We start from the raw sequence: 16,880 nt of genomic DNA on the forward strand, positions 1-16,880 counted from the left end.
TTTTGCAGGGTTCCGCTCTCGGTGTACCATCCCGACAGACCTTAAATTCAACATTAACCCGGAAGAAAAAATGACCTCGCGAGTGATTGCCCTGGATTTAGACGGAACACTGCTTACCCCTCAGAAAACCCTGCTCCCCTCTTCTCTTGAGGCCCTCAAACGAGCCCGGGAAGCGGGGTATCAACTTCTCATCGTAACGGGTCGACATCACGTAGCCATTCATCCTTTTTATCAGGCACTGGGCTTAGATACACCTGCAATTTGTTGTAATGGCACTTATTTGTATGATTATCAGGCAAAAAAGGTTTTAACCTCTGATCCGCTTCCCGTTCCGCAGGCGCTGCAATTGATTGATTTACTGGATGAGCACGCGATTCATGGCCTGATGTATGTGGATAACGCCATGCTGTATGAACGCCCTACCGGCCATGTGATCCGCACCAGCAACTGGGCCCTGTCTTTGCCGGAAGCGCAGCGACCGGTGTTCACTCAGGTTTCCTCCCTGCGCCAGGCGGCGGAAGACGTCCAGGCAATCTGGAAATTTGCCCTGACCGATGAAGACACCGCCAAACTGAATACTTTCGCAAAACATGTCGAGCATACGCTGGGTCTGGAATGTGAATGGTCCTGGCACGATCAGGTGGATATCGCCCGTAAAGGCAACAGCAAAGGAAAGCGTCTGACCCAGTTCGTTGAGTCACAGGGCTGGTCAATGCAGGACGTGATTGCCTTCGGCGATAACTATAACGACATCAGCATGCTGGAAGCGGCCGGAACGGGCGTGGCGATGGGCAACGCCGATGATGCGGTGAAAGCGCGTGCTAACGTGGTGATTGGCGATAACACCACCGACAGCATCGCGCAGTATATTTATACCCACCTGCTGTAATCAGGCGGTGATAGAGACGCTCTTGATTTGCGCGTAAAGCCACAGGCCAGGCTTGATGCCTAACTCATCCCTGGCCCACGGGCTGATGCGCGCCCACAGCGTTCTGTTGCCCACTTCCAGTTGCACTTCCACCTGGCCGTTATCATCAAAACACTGCGCCACTTTTGCGCGCAAAATATTGCGGATACTGGTTTGCAGCGGCGGTTGCAGCACCAGGGAGACATCCGACGCCTGAATGCGGATCCGTAACGTGGACTGAATCGGCGTATCGATTTTATTCACCCACAAATGCTGGTCACCCAGCGCCAGCGCGGTCATCGCATAATGTGGATGGTGCTCCAGCACGCTCACCTTCAGAATGCTGCTCTGCTGCTCCTTTGGCAGCCACGGATGCATAACGCTGCTGCCCCATACCTCTTCCAGATTGCCGAATGCCTTCACCCTGCCCGCCTCCAGCACCAGCACTTTGTCGGCCAGATGTAAGATCTCATCCAGCGAATGGCTGACGTACAGCATGGGCACGTTGATTTCCCGCGCCAGACGTTGCAGATACGGCAGCAACTCGCGCTTGCGCGGAATATCCAGCGAGGCCAGCGGCTCATCCAGCAGCAACAATTCCGGCGCGGTTAACAGGGCGCGGCCAATTGCCACGCGCTGTTTTTCACCACCCGACAGCGAAGACGGGAGACGATCGAGCAGCGGTTCGATGCCCAGCAGCGCCACCAGCTTATCGAACTGTCCGGCCATGCTTTTTGCCATGCCATAGCGCAGATTTCCGCGCACGCTGTAGTGCGGAAACAGGCGCGCATCCTGAAACACATAGCCGATGCGGCGCTTATCCGGTGACAGGCAGACCTTCTTCTCCGCGTCGTTTAAGACGCGGTTATTTAACACAATTCTGCCAGACTGGGGACGCGTCAGGCCGCTAATCGCATTAATCAGCGACGTTTTCCCTGCCCCGGAAACGCCAAAAATGGCGGTGATACCGCTGGCAGGCAGCGTTTCGTTAAGCGTCAGAGTGTGGCTGCCCAGGGTTTGCGTAAAGTTGAGTTCCAGCATCACGGTTTCCCCATCCGTTCACGGCTGAGGCGCGCCAGCCATTCAGACACCAGCAGCGAGACCAGGGCGAGTACAATCGAAATAATACACAGCCGGGCCGCCGCACCTTCGCCACCCGGGGTTTGAATCAGGGTATACATGGCCGACGGGATGGTCCGCGTCTCGCCGGGAATGTTGGACACAAAGGTGATGGTCGCGCCGAACTCACCCAGTGAGCGGGCGAAGGCTAACACCGTACCGACGATAATGCCCGGTAAGGTGAGCGGAAGCGTAATGGTCAGGAATACCCGCCAGCGGCCTGCACCCAACGTGCGGGCGGCCTGCTCTAGCCGGATATCCACCCCTTCCAGCGCCAGGCGGATAGCGCGCACCATTAGCGGGAAGGACATTACTGCCGCGGCCAGAACCGCGCCGCGCCAGCTGAAAGCAAAGGTCAGGCCGAACCAGTCGTACAGCCATTCGCCGATAAAACCGCGTCGCCCCATGGAGATCAGCAGCAGATAGCCGACCACCACAGGCGGTAACACGAGCGGAAGATGGAGAACACTGTCGAGCAGGGCTTTGCCTGGAAACTTCACGCGAACCAGTAACCAGGCAAAGAACACCCCAAAGGGCAAACTCAGCGCAACCGCCAGGGAAGAGACTTTCAGGCTCAGCAGCACGGCCTGCCATTCAGGTTCGGTCAATATCATTCGTGAGTCGTAAATCCGTAACGTTTAAAGATAGCGGACGCTTCAGGCCCCTTCAGGTAGTCAACGAAGGCCGTCACGGTCGCATTTTTATGTCCATCAACTATCGCAACAGGATATTCTACTTTCTTATGCGAGTCTTCCGGGAAGGTACCGACCACCTTCACACCTTTACTGGCGACGGCGTCGGAGCCGTAAACGATCCCGAGTGGGGCTTCGTTACGCTCCACCAGCGCCAGCGCGCCGCGCACATCTTCTGCGGGAGCCAGCTTCGGTGATAAGGTCTCCCATGCGCCCAGTTTTTGCAGCGCTTCTTTCGCATAAATCCCGGCAGGAACATGCTCCGGATCGCCCACCGCCAGACGGCCACCGTTGAGCAGACGGGTCCAGTCCGTCTGTTTGTTGATGGCGATGTCGCCCTGCTTGCTGTTTGCGGGCGCGACCACCACCAGGCTATTTCCCAGCAGGGTTTCGCGGCTAGCCGTATCAACAGATTTTTTCTCCACCGCGTAGTCCATCCATTTCTGATCGGCAGAGATGAACAGATCAGCCGGAGCCCCCGCTTCGATCTGGCGGGCCAGCGTGGACGAGGAGGCAAACGACGAAACGACCTCGACGTTTTTCTCTTTTTTGTATACCGCAGCAATATCCTGCATCGCGTTAGTCAGCGACGCCGCCGCAAAGACCGTGATTTTTCCTTCATCCGCCAGCGCGTGGCCGGTGAGTGAGAGAGTCAGCGTTGCCCCTGCGAAAAGGCGTACCCATGAACGTGCCATTTGAAGCTCCTGTGCATATCGTTATATACAAACAAATATAACGACATATCGCAGGCGTTCCTAGCGCTAAATCGTACCCATTAATGCGTAAACTCAAGGAACGTTGTAAAAGATATCGGCGGGAGAGGAATAAACTTGAGAGCAAAACGCCCGGGCTGGCCGGGCGTTTTGGAGGAAATCATTGCTGCTTTTTAGGCTGGTCACGACGATGACCAATGTTCGAAAAGACGTTGAACACTTCACCCAGGCCGTAGATGGCACCGAGGATGATAGCCATCACTACTGGCACCATGATTACCGCGAATACCAGACTTTTCAACAACTCTAACATGGTTTTCTCCAGATCTTGTGAACGGCTTATTCTACCCTGAAAAGTAAGAAAAACATCCCCTTTTGTGCGGTGCGCTTTCCGCACCCGGACATTTGGGTCACAATAACCTTTTTGCCGGGACATTGTTATGCAGGCCGAAATTCTCCTCACCTTACGACTTCAGCATAAGCTTTTCGCCGATCCGCGACGCATCGCCCTGTTAAAACAAATAGAACAAACTGGCTCGATTAGCCAGGGAGCCAAAAACGCCGGCATCAGCTATAAAAGCGCCTGGGATGCGATTAACGACATGAACACCCTGAGCGAACAAACGCTGGTAGAGCGCGCCACCGGCGGAAAAGGCGGCGGCGGCGCCGTGTTGACGCGTTACGGGCAACGCCTGATCCAGCTCTATGACTTACTGGCGCAGATCCAGCAAAAAGCATTTGATGTGCTGAGCGATGACGACAACCTGCCGCTGGACAGCCTGCTGGGCGCCATCTCCCGTTTCTCTTTGCAGACCAGCGCCCGCAACCAATGGTTTGGTACGGTGACGGGGCGCGATCATTCGCAGGTGCAGGAGCATATTGAGATCCTGCTCGCGGACGGCACAACGCGCCTGAAAGCCGCCATCACCGCGCAAAGCGGTCAACGCCTCGGGCTGAACGAAGGTCAGGAAGTGCTGGTATTACTCAAAGCGCCCTGGATCAGCATCACGCTTAACCCTGAGCAGGCCGCCGAGGCCGACAACCAGCTACGCGGGCGTATCAGCCACATCGAGCGAGGCGCAGAACAGTGTGAAGTGCTGATGACCCTGCCGGATGGACAGTCGCTCTGCGCCACCGTTCCGGTGAACGACGCGACCGAATTAGATGAAGGTGCTGTGGTGACCGCATATTTCAATGCAGACCGGGTAATTATCGCCACATTGTGCTAAGCGCATTGACAACCCCACCAACACTGAGTATCCCTGACATCTGTTGCTGCAAAAAATGGGATAACACATGTCATCATTGCATATTTCGCAAGGCACGTTTCGTCTTAGCGATACCCGTACCTTATCGCTGCCAGAGTTAACCCTTCGCGCCGGAGAAAGCTGGGCGTTTGTGGGCACGAATGGCAGCGGAAAATCCGCGCTGGCCCGCGCCCTGGCTGGCGAATTAACCCAGCTGAAGGGGGAGCGTCAGTGCACCTTTACCCGGCTGACGCGCCTTTCCTTTGAACAGCTGCAAAAGCTGGTCAGCGATGAGTGGCAGCGTAACAATACCGATTTGCTCAGCCCCGGCGAAGAAGATACCGGCCGCACGACGGCGGACATTATCCAGGATGAGATAAAAGATCCTGCCCGCTGTCAGCAGCTGGCGGAGCAATTTGGCATTACCGCCCTGCTTAACCGCCGCTTTAAATATCTCTCTACCGGCGAGACGCGCAAAACGCTGCTGTGTCAGGCGCTGATGAGCGAGCCGGAACTCCTGATTCTGGATGAACCGTTTGACGGACTGGATGTGCAGTCCCGTGCGCAGCTGGCAGCGTTGCTGGCGTCGCTTAACCAGCAGGGATACACCCTTGTGCTGGTCCTTAACCGCTTTGATGAGATCCCGGATTTCGTACATTACGCGGGCGTGCTGGCGGACTGTAGCCTGACCAAAACCGGCGAGAAAGCCGTACTGCTCCGGCAGGCGCTAATTGCACAGCTGGCCCACAGCGAGAAACTGGACGGTATTGCGCTGCCGGAGCCGGATGCCCCTTCGGCACGCCACGGGCTGGATCCTGACCAGCCGCGCATTGTGCTGCGCGATGGGGTGGTTGCTTACGACGATCGCCCTATTCTTAATCATCTCAGTTGGACGGTTAATCCTGGTGAGCACTGGCAGATCGTCGGCCCCAACGGGGCGGGTAAATCCACGCTGCTAAGCCTGATCACTGGCGATCACCCGCAGGGTTACAGCAACGATTTGACCCTCTTCGGCCGCCGCCGCGGCAGCGGGGAAACCATCTGGGATATCAAAAAGCATATCGGTTATGTTAGCAGCAGCCTGCATCTGGACTACCGGGTGAGCACTACGGTGCGAAACGTGATCCTCTCTGGCTTCTTCGACTCCATTGGTATTTATCAGGCGGTATCCGACAAGCAGCACAAGCTGGCGCAGCAGTGGCTGGATATTCTGGGTATGGACAACCGGGTAGCCGATGCGCCATTCCACAGCCTGTCGTGGGGGCAGCAGCGGCTGGCATTGATCGTCCGCGCGCTGGTTAAGCATCCTACTCTGCTGATTCTTGATGAACCGTTGCAGGGGCTGGATCCCCTCAACCGTCAGCTGATCCGCCGCTTTGTGGATGTCCTGATTAGCGAAGGTGAAACCCAGCTGCTGTTTGTCTCCCACCATGCTGAGGATGCCCCATCCTGCATCACCCATCGGCTGGAATTTGTGCCTGACGGCGAGCATTACCGCTACCTGCTGAGCAAAATCGATTAACGCGTGGAGGGCGCTGCCCTCCGCTTTTCAGACAACCTGCAACAATACATCTCTATCTCTTTGATCTACAATGCACTCAGTCTGTGAAAAAGCGCCTGTGAAAACCAGTGTAAACGATACCACTATTTTATCCCATGTCACACTTTTCGCGTCTCTGATATGCTATGGTTAATTCATACCATAAGCCTAATGGAGCGAAATATGCGAGTTCTGGTAACAGGTGGTAGCGGTTACATAGGAAGTCATACCTGCGTACAACTTCTGCAAAGCGGCCACGATGTCGTCATTCTTGATAACCTGTGCAACAGTAAGCGCAGCGTGCTGCCGGTCATTGAACGCCTTTCGGGTAAACAGCCGACTTTCGTGGAAGGCGATATCCGCAATGAAGCATTGATGACTGAAATCCTTCACGATCACGCGATTGAAACCGTTATCCACTTCGCGGGCCTGAAAGCGGTTGGCGAATCGGTAGCAAAACCGCTTGAGTACTACGACAACAACGTCAACGGTACCCTGCGTCTGATCTCCGCCATGCGTGCGGCAAACGTGAAAAACTTTATCTTCAGCTCTTCCGCGACCGTCTACGGCGATCAGCCAAAAATTCCTTACGTTGAAAGCTTCCCGACCGGTACGCCGCAAAGCCCGTATGGCAAAAGCAAGCTGATGGTAGAGCAGATCCTGACCGACCTGCAAAAAGCCCAGCCTGAGTGGAGCATCGCGCTGCTGCGCTACTTCAACCCGGTTGGCGCGCATCCGTCAGGCGACATGGGTGAAGATCCGCAGGGCATTCCAAATAACCTGATGCCGTATATCGCGCAGGTTGCCGTAGGGCGTCGCGACTCCCTGGCGATTTTTGGTAACGATTATCCCACCGAAGACGGCACCGGCGTGCGCGATTACATTCACGTGATGGATCTGGCCGACGGCCACGTGGCGGCGATGCAGCAGCTGGCGGATAAACCGGGCGTGCATATTTACAACCTCGGCGCCGGCGTCGGCAGCAGCGTGCTGGATGTGGTGAATGCCTTCAGTAAAGCCTGCGGCAAGCCAGTGAAGTATCACTTCGCGCCGCGTCGTGATGGCGACCTCCCGGCTTACTGGGCCGATGCCACCAAAGCGGATAAAGAGCTTAACTGGCGTGTTACCCGCACGCTTGATGAAATGGCACAGGATACCTGGCACTGGCAGTCACGCCATCCGCAGGGTTATCCGGATTAAGGATTTGTCATGACACAATTCAATCCCGTCGATCACCCGCATCGTCGTTTTAACCCGCTCAGCGGGCAATGGATTTTAGTTTCACCGCATCGCGCCAAGCGCCCCTGGCAGGGGGCGCAAGAGACGCCTGCAAAACAGTCGCTGCCACAGCACGATCCGGACTGCTTCCTCTGTCCGGGCAACACGCGCGTGACGGGCGATACAAACCCGAACTACAAGGGCACCTTCGTTTTCACTAACGATTTTGCGGCGCTGATGACCGACACGCCGGACGCGCCGGAAAACCACGACCCGCTGATGCGCTGTGAAAGCGCCCGCGGCACCAGCCGCGTGATCTGCTTCTCTCCCGATCACAGCAAAACGCTGCCGGAGCTGAGCGTTGAGGCGCTGAAAGAGGTGGTCAGCACCTGGCAGGCGCAAACGGCGGAGCTGGGCCAGACCTATCCGTGGGTGCAGGTATTTGAAAATAAAGGCGCGGCGATGGGCTGCTCTAACCCGCATCCGCACGGCCAGATCTGGGCGAACAGCTTCCTGCCGAACGAAGCCGAACGTGAAGACCGGCTGCAAAAAGCCTATTTCGCCCAGAACGGTTCGCCGATGCTGGTGGATTACACCCAGCGTGAACTGGCGGACGGCAGCCGCACTGTGGTGGAAACCGAGCACTGGCTTGCGGTAGTCCCTTACTGGGCGGCGTGGCCGTTTGAAACGCTGCTGCTGCCAAAGGCCCATGTTCAGCGTATTACGGACCTCAGCGACGCCCAGCGAGACGACCTTGCCCTGGCGCTGAAAAAACTGACCAGCCGCTACGACAACCTGTTCCAGTGTTCCTTCCCCTACTCCATGGGCTGGCACGGTGCGCCGTTTAACGGCGAAGAGAATCAACACTGGCAGTTACATGCACACTTCTATCCGCCGCTGCTGCGTTCTGCGACGGTACGTAAATTCATGGTGGGCTATGAAATGCTGGCGGAAACCCAGCGCGACCTGACGGCGGAACAGGCGGCAGAACGCCTGCGTGCCGTTAGCGACGTCCATTACCGCGAATCAGGAGTCTAAAAATGAGTCTGAAAGATAAAACACAATCCCTGTTTGCTGAAAAATTTGGCTACCCTGCCACCCATATTATCCAGGCGCCAGGCCGCGTTAATCTGATCGGCGAGCACACCGACTATAACGACGGTTTTGTCCTGCCGTGTGCCATCGACTACCAGACGGTGATCGCCTGCACGAAACGTTCAGATCGTAACGTGCGAGTGATCGCCGCGGATTACGGCAACGAAATTGACGAATTTTCCCTTGATGCGCCGATCGTGACCCACGACAGCCAGCAGTGGTCGAACTATGTTCGCGGCGTGGTGAAGCATCTTCTGAAGCGTAACAAGAATTTCGGCGGGGCCGATCTGGTGATCAGCGGCAACGTGCCGCAAGGGGCGGGATTAAGCTCTTCCGCATCGCTGGAAGTGGCGGTCGGCACCGTGTTCCAGCAGCTTTATCATCTGCCGCTGGACGGGGCGCAGATCGCCCTCAACGGTCAGGAAGCGGAAAACCAGTTCGTGGGCTGCAACTGCGGCATTATGGATCAGCTGATTTCCGCGCTGGGCAAGAAAGAACATGCTTTGCTGATTGACTGCCGCTCCCTCGGGACCAAAGCGGTTCCACTGCCAAAAGGTGCGGCTGTGGTGATCATCAACAGCAACTTCAAACGCACCCTGGTGGGGAGCGAGTACAACACCCGCCGCGAGCAGTGTGAAACCGGCGCGCGCTTCTTCCAGCAGCCAGCCCTGCGTGATGTCTCACTTGACGAATTTAACAAGGTTGCCCACGAACTGGATCCGGTTGTCACGAAGCGCGTGCGTCACGTGCTGACGGAAAATGCCCGTACCGTAGAAGCCGCCTCCGCGCTGGCGAAAGGTGACCTGAAACGGATGGGCGAGCTGATGGCCGAATCGCATGCCTCCATGCGCGACGATTTCGAAATCACCGTGCCACAAATCGACACCCTGGTTGAAATTGTGAAAGCCACGATTGGCGACAAAGGCGGCGTGCGTATGACCGGGGGTGGATTTGGCGGCTGTGTCGTCGCCCTGGTGCCGGAAGAGCTGGTCCCTGCCATTCAGGACGCGGTGGCTAAACAGTACGAAGCCAAAACGGGCATCAAAGAAACTTTCTATGTCTGCAAAGCATCACAAGGAGCCGGACAGTGCTAAACGAAACACCTACTCTCGCACCGGATGGTCTGCCGTATCGCCTGTTGACCCTGCGCAACAGCGCCGGGATGGTGGTTACGCTGATGGACTGGGGCGCAACGTTACTTTCTGCCCGCGTACCAATGCCTGACGGCAGCGTGCGCGAAACCCTGCTCGGCTGCGCATCGCCCGAGCAGTATATCGAGCAGACCGCTTTTCTGGGCGCATCCATAGGCCGCTACGCCAACCGCATCGCCAGAAGCCGGTTTACGCTGGACGGCGTAACCTATTCCCTGCTTGCCAGCCAGGGTGAAAATCAGCTGCACGGCGGCCCGGAAGGGTTTGATAAACGTCGCTGGAAGATTGTGCAGCAAAATGACGGTGAGGTCTGGTTCTCTCTGGACTCCCTCGACGGAGACCAGGGCTTCCCGGGCAATCTCACCGCAACCGCACGCTTTACCCTGACCGAAGATAATCGTATCGCCATTGAGTACCGCGCGACCGTCGACAAGCCGTGCCCGGTCAACCTGACTAACCACGCCTATTTCAACCTTGACGGCAATCAGACCGATGTCCGCAGCCACAAACTCCAGATCCTGGCGGACGCGTATCTGCCGGTCGATGAGATGGGTATCCCTTATCAGGGGCTGAAACCGGTAAGCGGTAATAGCTTTGATTTCCGTCAGCCGAAAACCATCGCCCAGGATTTCCTGAGTGATGACGATCAGCGCAAGGTGAAAGGCTACGACCACGCTTTCCTGTTGCAGGCGAAAGGCGATCTTTCTCAACCTGCCGCACAGGTCTGGTCTGCGGATGAGAAGTTACAGATGACGGTCTACACCACCGCCCCTGCCCTGCAGTTCTACTCCGGTAACTACCTGGAGGGGACCACGGCGCGTGAACATAACGACTACGCCGCCTGGCAAGGTCTGGCGCTGGAGAGCGAGTTCCTGCCGGACAGTCCTAACCATCCTGAATGGCCGCAGCCGGACTGTGTGCTGCGTCCGGGTGAAGAGTACGTAAGCGTCACAGAGTATCATTTCATTCCGCGCGCATAATTTCCGGCGGCGCTACGCGTGCACGGGCCTACGAATGTAGGCCGGATAAGCGAAGCGCCATCCGGCAAAAAGCCTGGCCCTCACCGCGAGGGCTTTTTTCCGCTCAGCTTGCTGAAAATAGCGGCGATCGCAGACAAAATCATAACCCTGGATTCACATGCATCTTACACTCTCGAACTATTTTCGCTATGGTTAGGGTTAAGCGTTGCTGCTGGCACAGTCACGGCAATATAATGAGAATTGTTATCATTCAAAATGCTTGAGGAGTAAGAAATGGCTAATACTAAGCTTGTCCTGGTGCGCCACGGCGAAAGCCAGTGGAACAACGAAAACCGCTTCACCGGTTGGTATGACGTTGATCTGTCCGAGAAAGGCGTGAGCGAAGCAAAAGCGGCAGGTAAACTGCTGAAAGAAGAAGGCTTCACCTTTGACTTTGCTTACACCTCTGTGCTGAAACGTGCCATCCATACCCTGTGGAACATTCTGGACGAGCTGGATCAGGCCTGGCTGCCGGTTGAGAAATCCTGGAAACTGAACGAGCGTCACTATGGTGCGCTGCAAGGTCTGAACAAAGCAGAAACCGCAGAAAAATACGGTGACGAGCAGGTTAAGCAGTGGCGTCGTGGTTTTGCGGTCACGCCTCCAGAGCTGAGCAAAGATGACGAGCGCTACCCGGGCCACGATCCGCGTTACGCGAAGCTGACTGAGGCTGAACTGCCGCAGACCGAAAGCCTGGCGCTGACCATCGACCGTGTTGTGCCTTACTGGAACGAAACCATTCTGCCACGCCTGAAAAGCGGCGAGCGCGTCATTATCGCTGCTCACGGTAACTCCCTGCGTGCGCTGGTGAAATACCTGGACAACATGGGTGAAGATGAAATTCTCGAGCTGAACATCCCTACCGGCGTGCCGCTGGTGTATGAGTTCGACGAAAACTTCAAGCCAGTTAAACATTACTACCTGGGTAACGCCGACGAAATCGCTGCAAAAGCGGCGGCCGTGGCGAACCAGGGTAAAGCGAAGTAATTTTCGCCGGACATAAAAAAAGCGTGGAGCAATCCACGCTTTTTTATTGCCCGCGATAAACTTAACCGCGACGCGCTTTTACCGCATCCGCCAGCTGACGCAGGATCGCATCGGTATCATCCCAGCCAATGCAGGCATCCGTCACGCTCTTACCGTAGACCAGCGGCTCGCTGCCCTCCAGATTCTGATTGCCTTCCACCAGATGGCTCTCAATCATCACCCCAATCACTGCGCGTTCACCGTTGGCGATTTGCTGACAAACGTCTGCACCAACTTCCATCTGCTTTTTGAACTGTTTGCTTGAGTTCGCATGGCTGAAATCGATCATGATCTGCGGCGCCAGTCCCGCTTTCTCCAGACCCGCCTTCACTTCCGCCACGTGTTTAGCGCTGTAGTTAGGCTCTTTACCGCCGCGCAGAATGATATGGCAATCGCCATTACCGCTGGTATTCACGATAGCCGAGTGGCCCCACTTAGTCACCGACAGGAAGCAGTGCGGCGCGCCAGCCGCATTGATGGCATCAATAGCGACTTTGATGGTGCCATCAGTGCCGTTTTTGAAACCCACCGGGCATGACAGGCCAGACGCCAGCTCACGGTGAACCTGCGATTCAGTCGTACGCGCACCAATAGCGCCCCAGCTCATCAGGTCAGCCAGATACTGCGGGGTGATCATATCGAGGAATTCTCCGGCAGCAGGCAGCCCGCTGTCGTTAATCTCCAGCAGCAGCTTACGCGCAATACGCAGGCCGTCGTTGATCTGGAAACTGTTGTCCATGTGCGGATCGTTGATCAACCCTTTCCAGCCCACGGTGGTACGCGGTTTTTCGAAATAAACGCGCATCACAATTTCCAGTTCGCCCTTCAGCTCTTCGCGCAGGGTGAGCAGACGTGACGCGTACTCTTTGGCCGCAGCAGGATCGTGAATGGAGCACGGTCCGATGACCACCAGAAGACGATCGTCGCTACCTTTCAGGATCTTGTGGATCGCCTTGCGGGCATGAGACACCGTGTTGGCGGCATTTTCGGTGGCGGGGAATTTTTCAAGGAGCGCTACGGGAGGTAATAACTCATTGATCTCTTTAATGCGTAAATCGTCGTTCTGATAATTCATCTTCTTTCCGGCTCTGCCATATCTTTAGTAATGAAAGCAATGCTTTCAATCTAACTTGTCGGTCACGAAGTGTAAACGGCCTTTTACACTTTGCGCAGATAATTCCTGGAATTCGCCTAAAATACGCAACAAAATAGCGAAAAATGAGATCTCGCCTAAGCTTTTTACTTGTAACGACTGTTTTTAAATATTTATACGCGATTCCATCCTGACATAATTCAGGAATCTGGGATCTTTCGCCACTGAACAAGATGCACTGTTGGAGAATGTTATCCAGCGTAACGATAAGAACAGGAGCACCATGATGAAAATGACGAAACTGACTACGCTTTTCCTGACGGCAACCCTTACCCTGGCAAGCGGTAGCGTACTGGCAGCCGATACAGGCTCCTCCGGCAGCAACGGCGACGCGAATGCCGCTGCCGAAGCGGGCCAGGTTGCGCCGGATGCAAAACAGAATATCGCGCCAAATAATGTTGATAACAGTAATATCAACACGGGCAATACCAACACCGGCGGTACGAATACCGGCACGATGAACCATGACGGTATGAGCACTGACGAAGTTCACAAAAACTCAATGTGTAAAGACGGGAAATGCCCGGACCCGAATGACAAAGTGGGCAGCGATGCCAATACCAAAACGGACGGTACTACCCAGTAATCTTCCGTAAGGTAAAAGAGGGAGAGCGAATGCTCTCCTTTTTTATTTAAGCTCTTAAAAACGCTACACTAAAAATAATAATAAATCAGGAACGATACCATGGCGCACTCCCACTCCCATTCCCACTCCACTGGCGATGAAAATGCCAAACGGCTTCTGCTGGCTTTTGGCGTCACTGCCACCTTTATGATTATTGAGGTGACAGGCGGACTGATCTCCGGATCGCTGGCGCTGCTGGCCGATGCCGGGCATATGCTGACCGACGCTGCAGCGCTCCTGTTTGCTCTGCTGGCCGTGCAGTTTGCCCGTCGCCCTCCCAATGCCCGCCACACCTTTGGCTGGCTCAGACTGACCACACTTGCTGCGTTCGTGAATGCGATTGCACTGGTGGTTATTACCATTCTTATCGTCTGGGAGGCGTTTCAGCGCTTTCGTCATCCACAACCGGTAGCCGGAACGACGATGATGGTGATTGCTATTGCCGGGTTGGTCGCCAATATTCTGGCATTCTGGATATTGCACCGCGGCAGCAGCGAAAAAAATCTGAACGTACGGGCCGCGGCGCTTCACGTGCTGGGCGATCTGCTGGGTTCCGTAGGTGCCATCGTCGCCGCGCTGATCATTATGGGTACGGGCTGGACCCCCATCGACCCGATTCTTTCGGTGCTGGTATCGTGCCTTGTATTACGCAGTGCCTGGCGGCTGTTGAAAGAGAGCGTGAATGAACTGCTGGAAGGCGCTCCCACGTCGCTGGATATTGGCGAGCTAAAACGCAATCTGTGTCGTTCCATTCCTGAAGTCCTTAACGTTCACCACGTTCACGTCTGGCTGGTGGGTGAGAAACCGCTTATGACGCTGCACGTTCAGGTTATTCCGCCCCACGATCACGATGCGTTGCTTGAACGTATTCGGCACTTCCTTGAGCATCACTACGAAATTGCGCACTCCACCATCCAGATGGAGTATCAGCCCTGTAACGGGCCAGACTGTCACCTGAACGAGGCGCAGTCCGGCCACTCACACGAGCATCACCATTAGCGGGAAAGCGCACGAGAGCCACGCTCACGCGCGCTGTTGATCCACATGCGGCTACCGTTCAGGGCAATGACGGTCAGCAGCATATACTCCAGCGACATGGCATAAACGCCCTGACGGGCAAAAATCACCACGCTAATCACGTTGATGACCACCCACAGCAGCCAGTTTTCAACGTATTTACGGGTCATCAGGATCATTGCGGCAATCGACAGCACCATCATGCAGGAATCCCAGAACGGGAAGGCATCAGGCTGAAGCTCAGGCATCGTCACGTTTAATCCCAGACCCGACATGACCGAGACCGCCACGCGCGTCAGGAAGGCAAATACCGGGTCAATAAAGACGGTCATAAAGCCGATTGCCACCACGCAGGCCGCGAGCCAGGCAATGGCTTTTGGCAACGGCAGCCAGCGGATTTGCAGCTCCGCCTCCTGCTGACTGTTTTGCCGCGACCAGGCGTACCAGCCATAGATATTGGCCGCGAAGAAGAACAGCTGCAGAAGCAGGCTGGCGTAGAGCTGGATCTGGAAGAAGATGATCGCAAACAGCGTGACGTTTATCAGCCCGAACGCATAGTTACTGATCTTCTCAAGGCTGGCCAGCCAGATACAGAGTAAACCGGCCAGCGTACCTACCGCTTCAATCCACGACAGGTCATAGCCGCCCGCACCAATCGGGATATGAACCAGGATGTTCTGTGTGCTAAAAAAATCCATTTTTTCTCCGGGGCGTAATAAGTTAAGTACGTAGTGTAGCCGCAAAATCCAGCATACGGTTAAGCGGAATTAACGCGCCTTCGCGCAGGGCGGCGTCTACGTGGATCTCATGCGCTGCGCCACCGATCTCCAGCCCCTCCGCTATCGCCTTAAGTCCATTCATCGCCATCCACGGGCAGTGCGCGCAGCTTCGACAGGTCGCCCCTTCTCCGGCGGTTGGCGCTTCGAGCAGCTCTTTTTCTGGTACGGCCTGCTGCATTTTATAGAAGATACCGCGATCGGTCGCCACGATGAGCTGCTTGTGCGGCAGGGTTTTTGCCGCGTTTATCAACTGGCTGGTTGAGCCGACGGCGTCCGCCATCTCAACAATCGACTGCGGCGACTCCGGATGCACCAGAATTGCGGCCTGCGGGTATAAGCGTTTCATCCTGGTCAGTGCCTGGGTCTTAAACTCGTCGTGAACGATACAGGCGCCCTGCCAGCACAGTACATCCGCACCGGTCTGTTTTTGTACGTAGTTTCCCAGGTGACGATCGGGCGCCCAGATGATTTTCTCCCCCAGGCTGTCCAGATGTTCAATCAGCTCAACGGCAATACTGGACGTTACTACCCAGTCTGCCCGGGCTTTCACCGCCGCAGACGTATTTGCATAGACCACCACGGTACGGTCAGGGTGGGCATCACAGAAGGCGGTGAACTCATCAATCGGGCAACCGAGGTCAAGAGAACATTCGGCATTCAGAGTAGGCATCAGAATCGTTTTTTCCGGGCTGAGGATTTTTGCCGTTTCACCCATAAAACGAACCCCCGCGACCAGTAGCGTGGAGGCTGAATGCTTAGCACCGAAACGCGCCATCTCCAGGGAGTCTGAGATACAGCCACCCGTCTCTTCCGCCAGCTGCTGAATTTCCGGGTCGGTGTAGTAATGCGCCGCCATCACCGCATCACGCTCTTTAAGGAGGCGCTTGATTTTTTCACGATAGAACTGCTTCTCATCCCGGCTTAGCGGAGCTGGCTTCGGCGGGAAGGGATAGATTGCGGTTTCGGGATCAAACATCACACTCATTATGGCTTCTCGTTTTACTGGCTTAACAATATTGCCTTTGTTTTGCATGAGATAACAAAAATGAGGCAATGGTGTTTTGTATACTAAACAAGATAGCGAATTTGAGGGGGAATGTCATCGGGAATTGATGCCGGTAGCATCTGTCGGGTGGCGGCTTCGCCTTACCCGACTTACAAGGCACTGGCGAACGACAGATAGCAAAAAGGCGCCTTTAGGGCGCCTTTCTACACTGGTGGGTCGTGCAGGATGACTCGGCTTCGCCTCGCCCTTCGGGCCGTTGCTAAAGCAACGTTATCCTTCACGTGTAGTATCTGAGTAAGATATTAAAATTGGTGGGTCGTGCAGGATTCGAACCTGCGACCAATTGATTAAAAGTCAACTGCTCTACCAACTGAGCTAACGACCCGAGTGGTGGGTGATGACGGGCTCGAACCGCCGACCCCCTCCGTGTAAAGGAGATGCTCTACCAACTGAGCTAATCACCCACTCTGTACTGCCGGAACTGCTTTAAGTGGTGGGTCGTGCAGGATTCGAACCTGCGACCAATTGATTAAAAGTCAACTGCTCTACCAACTGAGCTAACGACCCACTTTT

17 protein-coding genes and 3 tRNA genes are annotated in these 16,880 nt (G+C 55.4%); 10 read left to right on the forward strand and 10 right to left on the reverse strand.

From position 1 onward, the window contains the following. The first annotated feature begins 70 nt into the window (after positions 1–70). Positions 71–889 carry a pyridoxal phosphatase gene (locus tag IM282_RS14960; RefSeq protein ID WP_022647486.1) on the forward strand — a complete coding sequence of 273 codons (819 nt, stop codon included), beginning with the start codon at positions 71–73 and terminating at the stop codon, positions 887–889. Here IM282_RS14960 and modC read toward each other — a convergent pair whose 3' ends face one another. The 4 genes from modC to IM282_RS14980 form a co-directional block, all read right to left on the reverse strand. Further along, entirely contained in the window at positions 890–1,948 is a 1,059-nt protein-coding gene (gene modC / locus IM282_RS14965; RefSeq protein WP_017384950.1) for a molybdenum ABC transporter ATP-binding protein ModC, read from the reverse strand. It lies immediately after the preceding gene. Beyond that, a complete protein-coding gene (gene modB / locus IM282_RS14970; RefSeq protein ID WP_006809548.1) occupies positions 1,948–2,640 on the reverse strand; it encodes a molybdate ABC transporter permease subunit in 693 nt (230 codons plus the stop codon). Before modB ends, modC begins: the two co-directional genes overlap by 1 nt. Then, positions 2,637–3,413 carry a molybdate ABC transporter substrate-binding protein gene (gene modA / locus IM282_RS14975; RefSeq protein ID WP_023299624.1) on the reverse strand — a complete coding sequence of 259 codons (777 nt, stop codon included), beginning with the start codon at positions 3,411–3,413 and terminating at the stop codon, positions 2,637–2,639. Before modA ends, modB begins: the two co-directional genes overlap by 4 nt. 178 nt (positions 3,414–3,591) lie before the next feature. After that, positions 3,592–3,744 (reverse strand): AcrZ family multidrug efflux pump-associated protein, encoded by a 153-nt coding sequence (locus tag IM282_RS14980; protein ID WP_003858549.1) that lies wholly within the window; start codon positions 3,742–3,744, stop codon positions 3,592–3,594. 127 nt (positions 3,745–3,871) lie between these two features. Here IM282_RS14980 and modE point away from each other — a divergent pair, with 127 nt between their 5' ends. The 7 genes from modE to gpmA all read left to right on the forward strand — a co-directional run bounded on the left by modE (position 3,872) and on the right by gpmA (position 11,688). Next, a complete protein-coding gene (modE, locus tag IM282_RS14985; protein WP_192970526.1) occupies positions 3,872–4,660 on the forward strand; it encodes a molybdenum-dependent transcriptional regulator in 789 nt (262 codons plus the stop codon). Positions 4,661–4,727: 67 nt separating this feature from the next. Next, complete coding sequence (modF, locus tag IM282_RS14990) at positions 4,728–6,200, forward strand: molybdate ABC transporter ATP-binding protein ModF (RefSeq protein ID WP_192970527.1); 1,473 nt, start codon at positions 4,728–4,730, stop codon at positions 6,198–6,200. Positions 6,201–6,401: 201 nt separating this feature from the next. Further along, positions 6,402–7,418, forward strand: coding sequence for a UDP-glucose 4-epimerase GalE (gene galE / locus IM282_RS14995; protein WP_023299622.1), 1,017 nt, complete (start codon positions 6,402–6,404; stop codon positions 7,416–7,418). 9 nt (positions 7,419–7,427) lie between these two features. Continuing rightward, positions 7,428–8,474 (forward strand): galactose-1-phosphate uridylyltransferase, encoded by a 1,047-nt coding sequence (gene galT, locus IM282_RS15000; RefSeq protein WP_022647481.1) that lies wholly within the window; start codon positions 7,428–7,430, stop codon positions 8,472–8,474. 2 nt (positions 8,475–8,476) lie between these two features. Beyond that, the gene (galK, locus tag IM282_RS15005) at positions 8,477–9,625 is read left to right on the forward strand and encodes a galactokinase (RefSeq protein WP_045309135.1); all 1,149 of its coding nucleotides are present in this window, start codon (positions 8,477–8,479) and stop codon (positions 9,623–9,625) included. Further along, positions 9,619–10,662 (forward strand): galactose-1-epimerase, encoded by a 1,044-nt coding sequence (gene galM / locus IM282_RS15010; RefSeq protein ID WP_023299620.1) that lies wholly within the window; start codon positions 9,619–9,621, stop codon positions 10,660–10,662. The genes galK and galM overlap by 7 nt, the downstream gene beginning before the upstream one ends. A gap of 273 nt (positions 10,663–10,935) precedes the next feature. Further along, on the forward strand, positions 10,936–11,688 hold the full coding sequence (gene gpmA / locus IM282_RS15015; RefSeq protein WP_003858562.1) for a 2,3-diphosphoglycerate-dependent phosphoglycerate mutase: 753 nt from the start codon (positions 10,936–10,938) through the stop codon (positions 11,686–11,688). Positions 11,689–11,749: 61 nt separating this feature from the next. Here gpmA and aroG read toward each other — a convergent pair whose 3' ends face one another. Next, a complete protein-coding gene (aroG, locus tag IM282_RS15020) occupies positions 11,750–12,802 on the reverse strand; it encodes a 3-deoxy-7-phosphoheptulonate synthase AroG (RefSeq protein ID WP_022647478.1) in 1,053 nt (350 codons plus the stop codon). A gap of 304 nt (positions 12,803–13,106) precedes the next feature. Between aroG and IM282_RS15025 the strand changes: the two genes are divergently transcribed. After that, positions 13,107–13,466, forward strand: a complete 360-nt coding sequence (locus tag IM282_RS15025; protein ID WP_022647477.1) for a protein YbgS — start codon at positions 13,107–13,109, stop codon at positions 13,464–13,466. Positions 13,467–13,565: 99 nt separating this feature from the next. Continuing rightward, positions 13,566–14,504, forward strand: coding sequence for a CDF family zinc transporter ZitB (zitB, locus tag IM282_RS15030; RefSeq protein WP_171935841.1), 939 nt, complete (start codon positions 13,566–13,568; stop codon positions 14,502–14,504). Here zitB and pnuC read toward each other — a convergent pair. The 5 genes from pnuC to IM282_RS15055 all read right to left on the reverse strand — a co-directional run bounded on the left by pnuC (position 14,501) and on the right by IM282_RS15055 (position 16,874). Further along, positions 14,501–15,220 carry a nicotinamide riboside transporter PnuC gene (gene pnuC, locus IM282_RS15035; RefSeq protein WP_022647475.1) on the reverse strand — a complete coding sequence of 240 codons (720 nt, stop codon included), beginning with the start codon at positions 15,218–15,220 and terminating at the stop codon, positions 14,501–14,503. The two genes, zitB and pnuC, sit on opposite strands and share 4 nt — an antisense overlap. 22 nt (positions 15,221–15,242) lie before the next feature. After that, positions 15,243–16,286 carry a quinolinate synthase NadA gene (nadA, locus tag IM282_RS15040; protein ID WP_192970528.1) on the reverse strand — a complete coding sequence of 348 codons (1,044 nt, stop codon included), beginning with the start codon at positions 16,284–16,286 and terminating at the stop codon, positions 15,243–15,245. A 330-nt stretch (positions 16,287–16,616) separates the two neighbouring features. Continuing rightward, positions 16,617–16,692 (reverse strand) — tRNA-Lys (locus IM282_RS15045). Positions 16,693–16,695: 3 nt separating this feature from the next. Beyond that, a tRNA-Val gene (locus IM282_RS15050) sits at positions 16,696–16,771 on the reverse strand. A 27-nt stretch (positions 16,772–16,798) separates the two neighbouring features. Beyond that, positions 16,799–16,874 (reverse strand) — tRNA-Lys (locus tag IM282_RS15055). Positions 16,875–16,880: the final 6 nt, after the last annotated feature.

This window comes from Enterobacter cloacae complex sp. P29RS, from assembly GCF_014893445.1.
Lineage (GTDB): Bacteria > Pseudomonadota > Gammaproteobacteria > Enterobacterales > Enterobacteriaceae > Enterobacter > Enterobacter intestinihominis.

What these genes read in the sequence shown, in the direction of transcription:
- IM282_RS14960 (WP_022647486.1), top strand. Translation starts at nt 71, where the DNA reads ATGACCTCGCGAGTGATTGCCCTGGATTTAGACGGAACACTGCTTACC.
- pnuC (WP_022647475.1), bottom strand. Translation starts at nt 15,220, where the DNA reads ATGGATTTTTTTAGCACACAGAACATCCTGGTTCATATCCCGATTGGT.
- aroG (WP_022647478.1), bottom strand. Translation starts at nt 12,802, where the DNA reads ATGAATTATCAGAACGACGATTTACGCATTAAAGAGATCAATGAGTTA.
- modB (WP_006809548.1), bottom strand. Translation starts at nt 2,640, where the DNA reads ATGATATTGACCGAACCTGAATGGCAGGCCGTGCTGCTGAGCCTGAAA.
- modE (WP_192970526.1), top strand. Translation starts at nt 3,872, where the DNA reads ATGCAGGCCGAAATTCTCCTCACCTTACGACTTCAGCATAAGCTTTTC.
- modC (WP_017384950.1), bottom strand. Translation starts at nt 1,948, where the DNA reads ATGCTGGAACTCAACTTTACGCAAACCCTGGGCAGCCACACTCTGACG.
- IM282_RS14980 (WP_003858549.1), bottom strand. Translation starts at nt 3,744, where the DNA reads ATGTTAGAGTTGTTGAAAAGTCTGGTATTCGCGGTAATCATGGTGCCA.
- zitB (WP_171935841.1), top strand. Translation starts at nt 13,566, where the DNA reads ATGGCGCACTCCCACTCCCATTCCCACTCCACTGGCGATGAAAATGCC.
- modA (WP_023299624.1), bottom strand. Translation starts at nt 3,413, where the DNA reads ATGGCACGTTCATGGGTACGCCTTTTCGCAGGGGCAACGCTGACTCTC.
- galK (WP_045309135.1), top strand. Translation starts at nt 8,477, where the DNA reads ATGAGTCTGAAAGATAAAACACAATCCCTGTTTGCTGAAAAATTTGGC.
- galT (WP_022647481.1), top strand. Translation starts at nt 7,428, where the DNA reads ATGACACAATTCAATCCCGTCGATCACCCGCATCGTCGTTTTAACCCG.
- gpmA (WP_003858562.1), top strand. Translation starts at nt 10,936, where the DNA reads ATGGCTAATACTAAGCTTGTCCTGGTGCGCCACGGCGAAAGCCAGTGG.
- nadA (WP_192970528.1), bottom strand. Translation starts at nt 16,286, where the DNA reads ATGAGTGTGATGTTTGATCCCGAAACCGCAATCTATCCCTTCCCGCCG.
- IM282_RS15025 (WP_022647477.1), top strand. Translation starts at nt 13,107, where the DNA reads ATGAAAATGACGAAACTGACTACGCTTTTCCTGACGGCAACCCTTACC.
- modF (WP_192970527.1), top strand. Translation starts at nt 4,728, where the DNA reads ATGTCATCATTGCATATTTCGCAAGGCACGTTTCGTCTTAGCGATACC.
- galE (WP_023299622.1), top strand. Translation starts at nt 6,402, where the DNA reads ATGCGAGTTCTGGTAACAGGTGGTAGCGGTTACATAGGAAGTCATACC.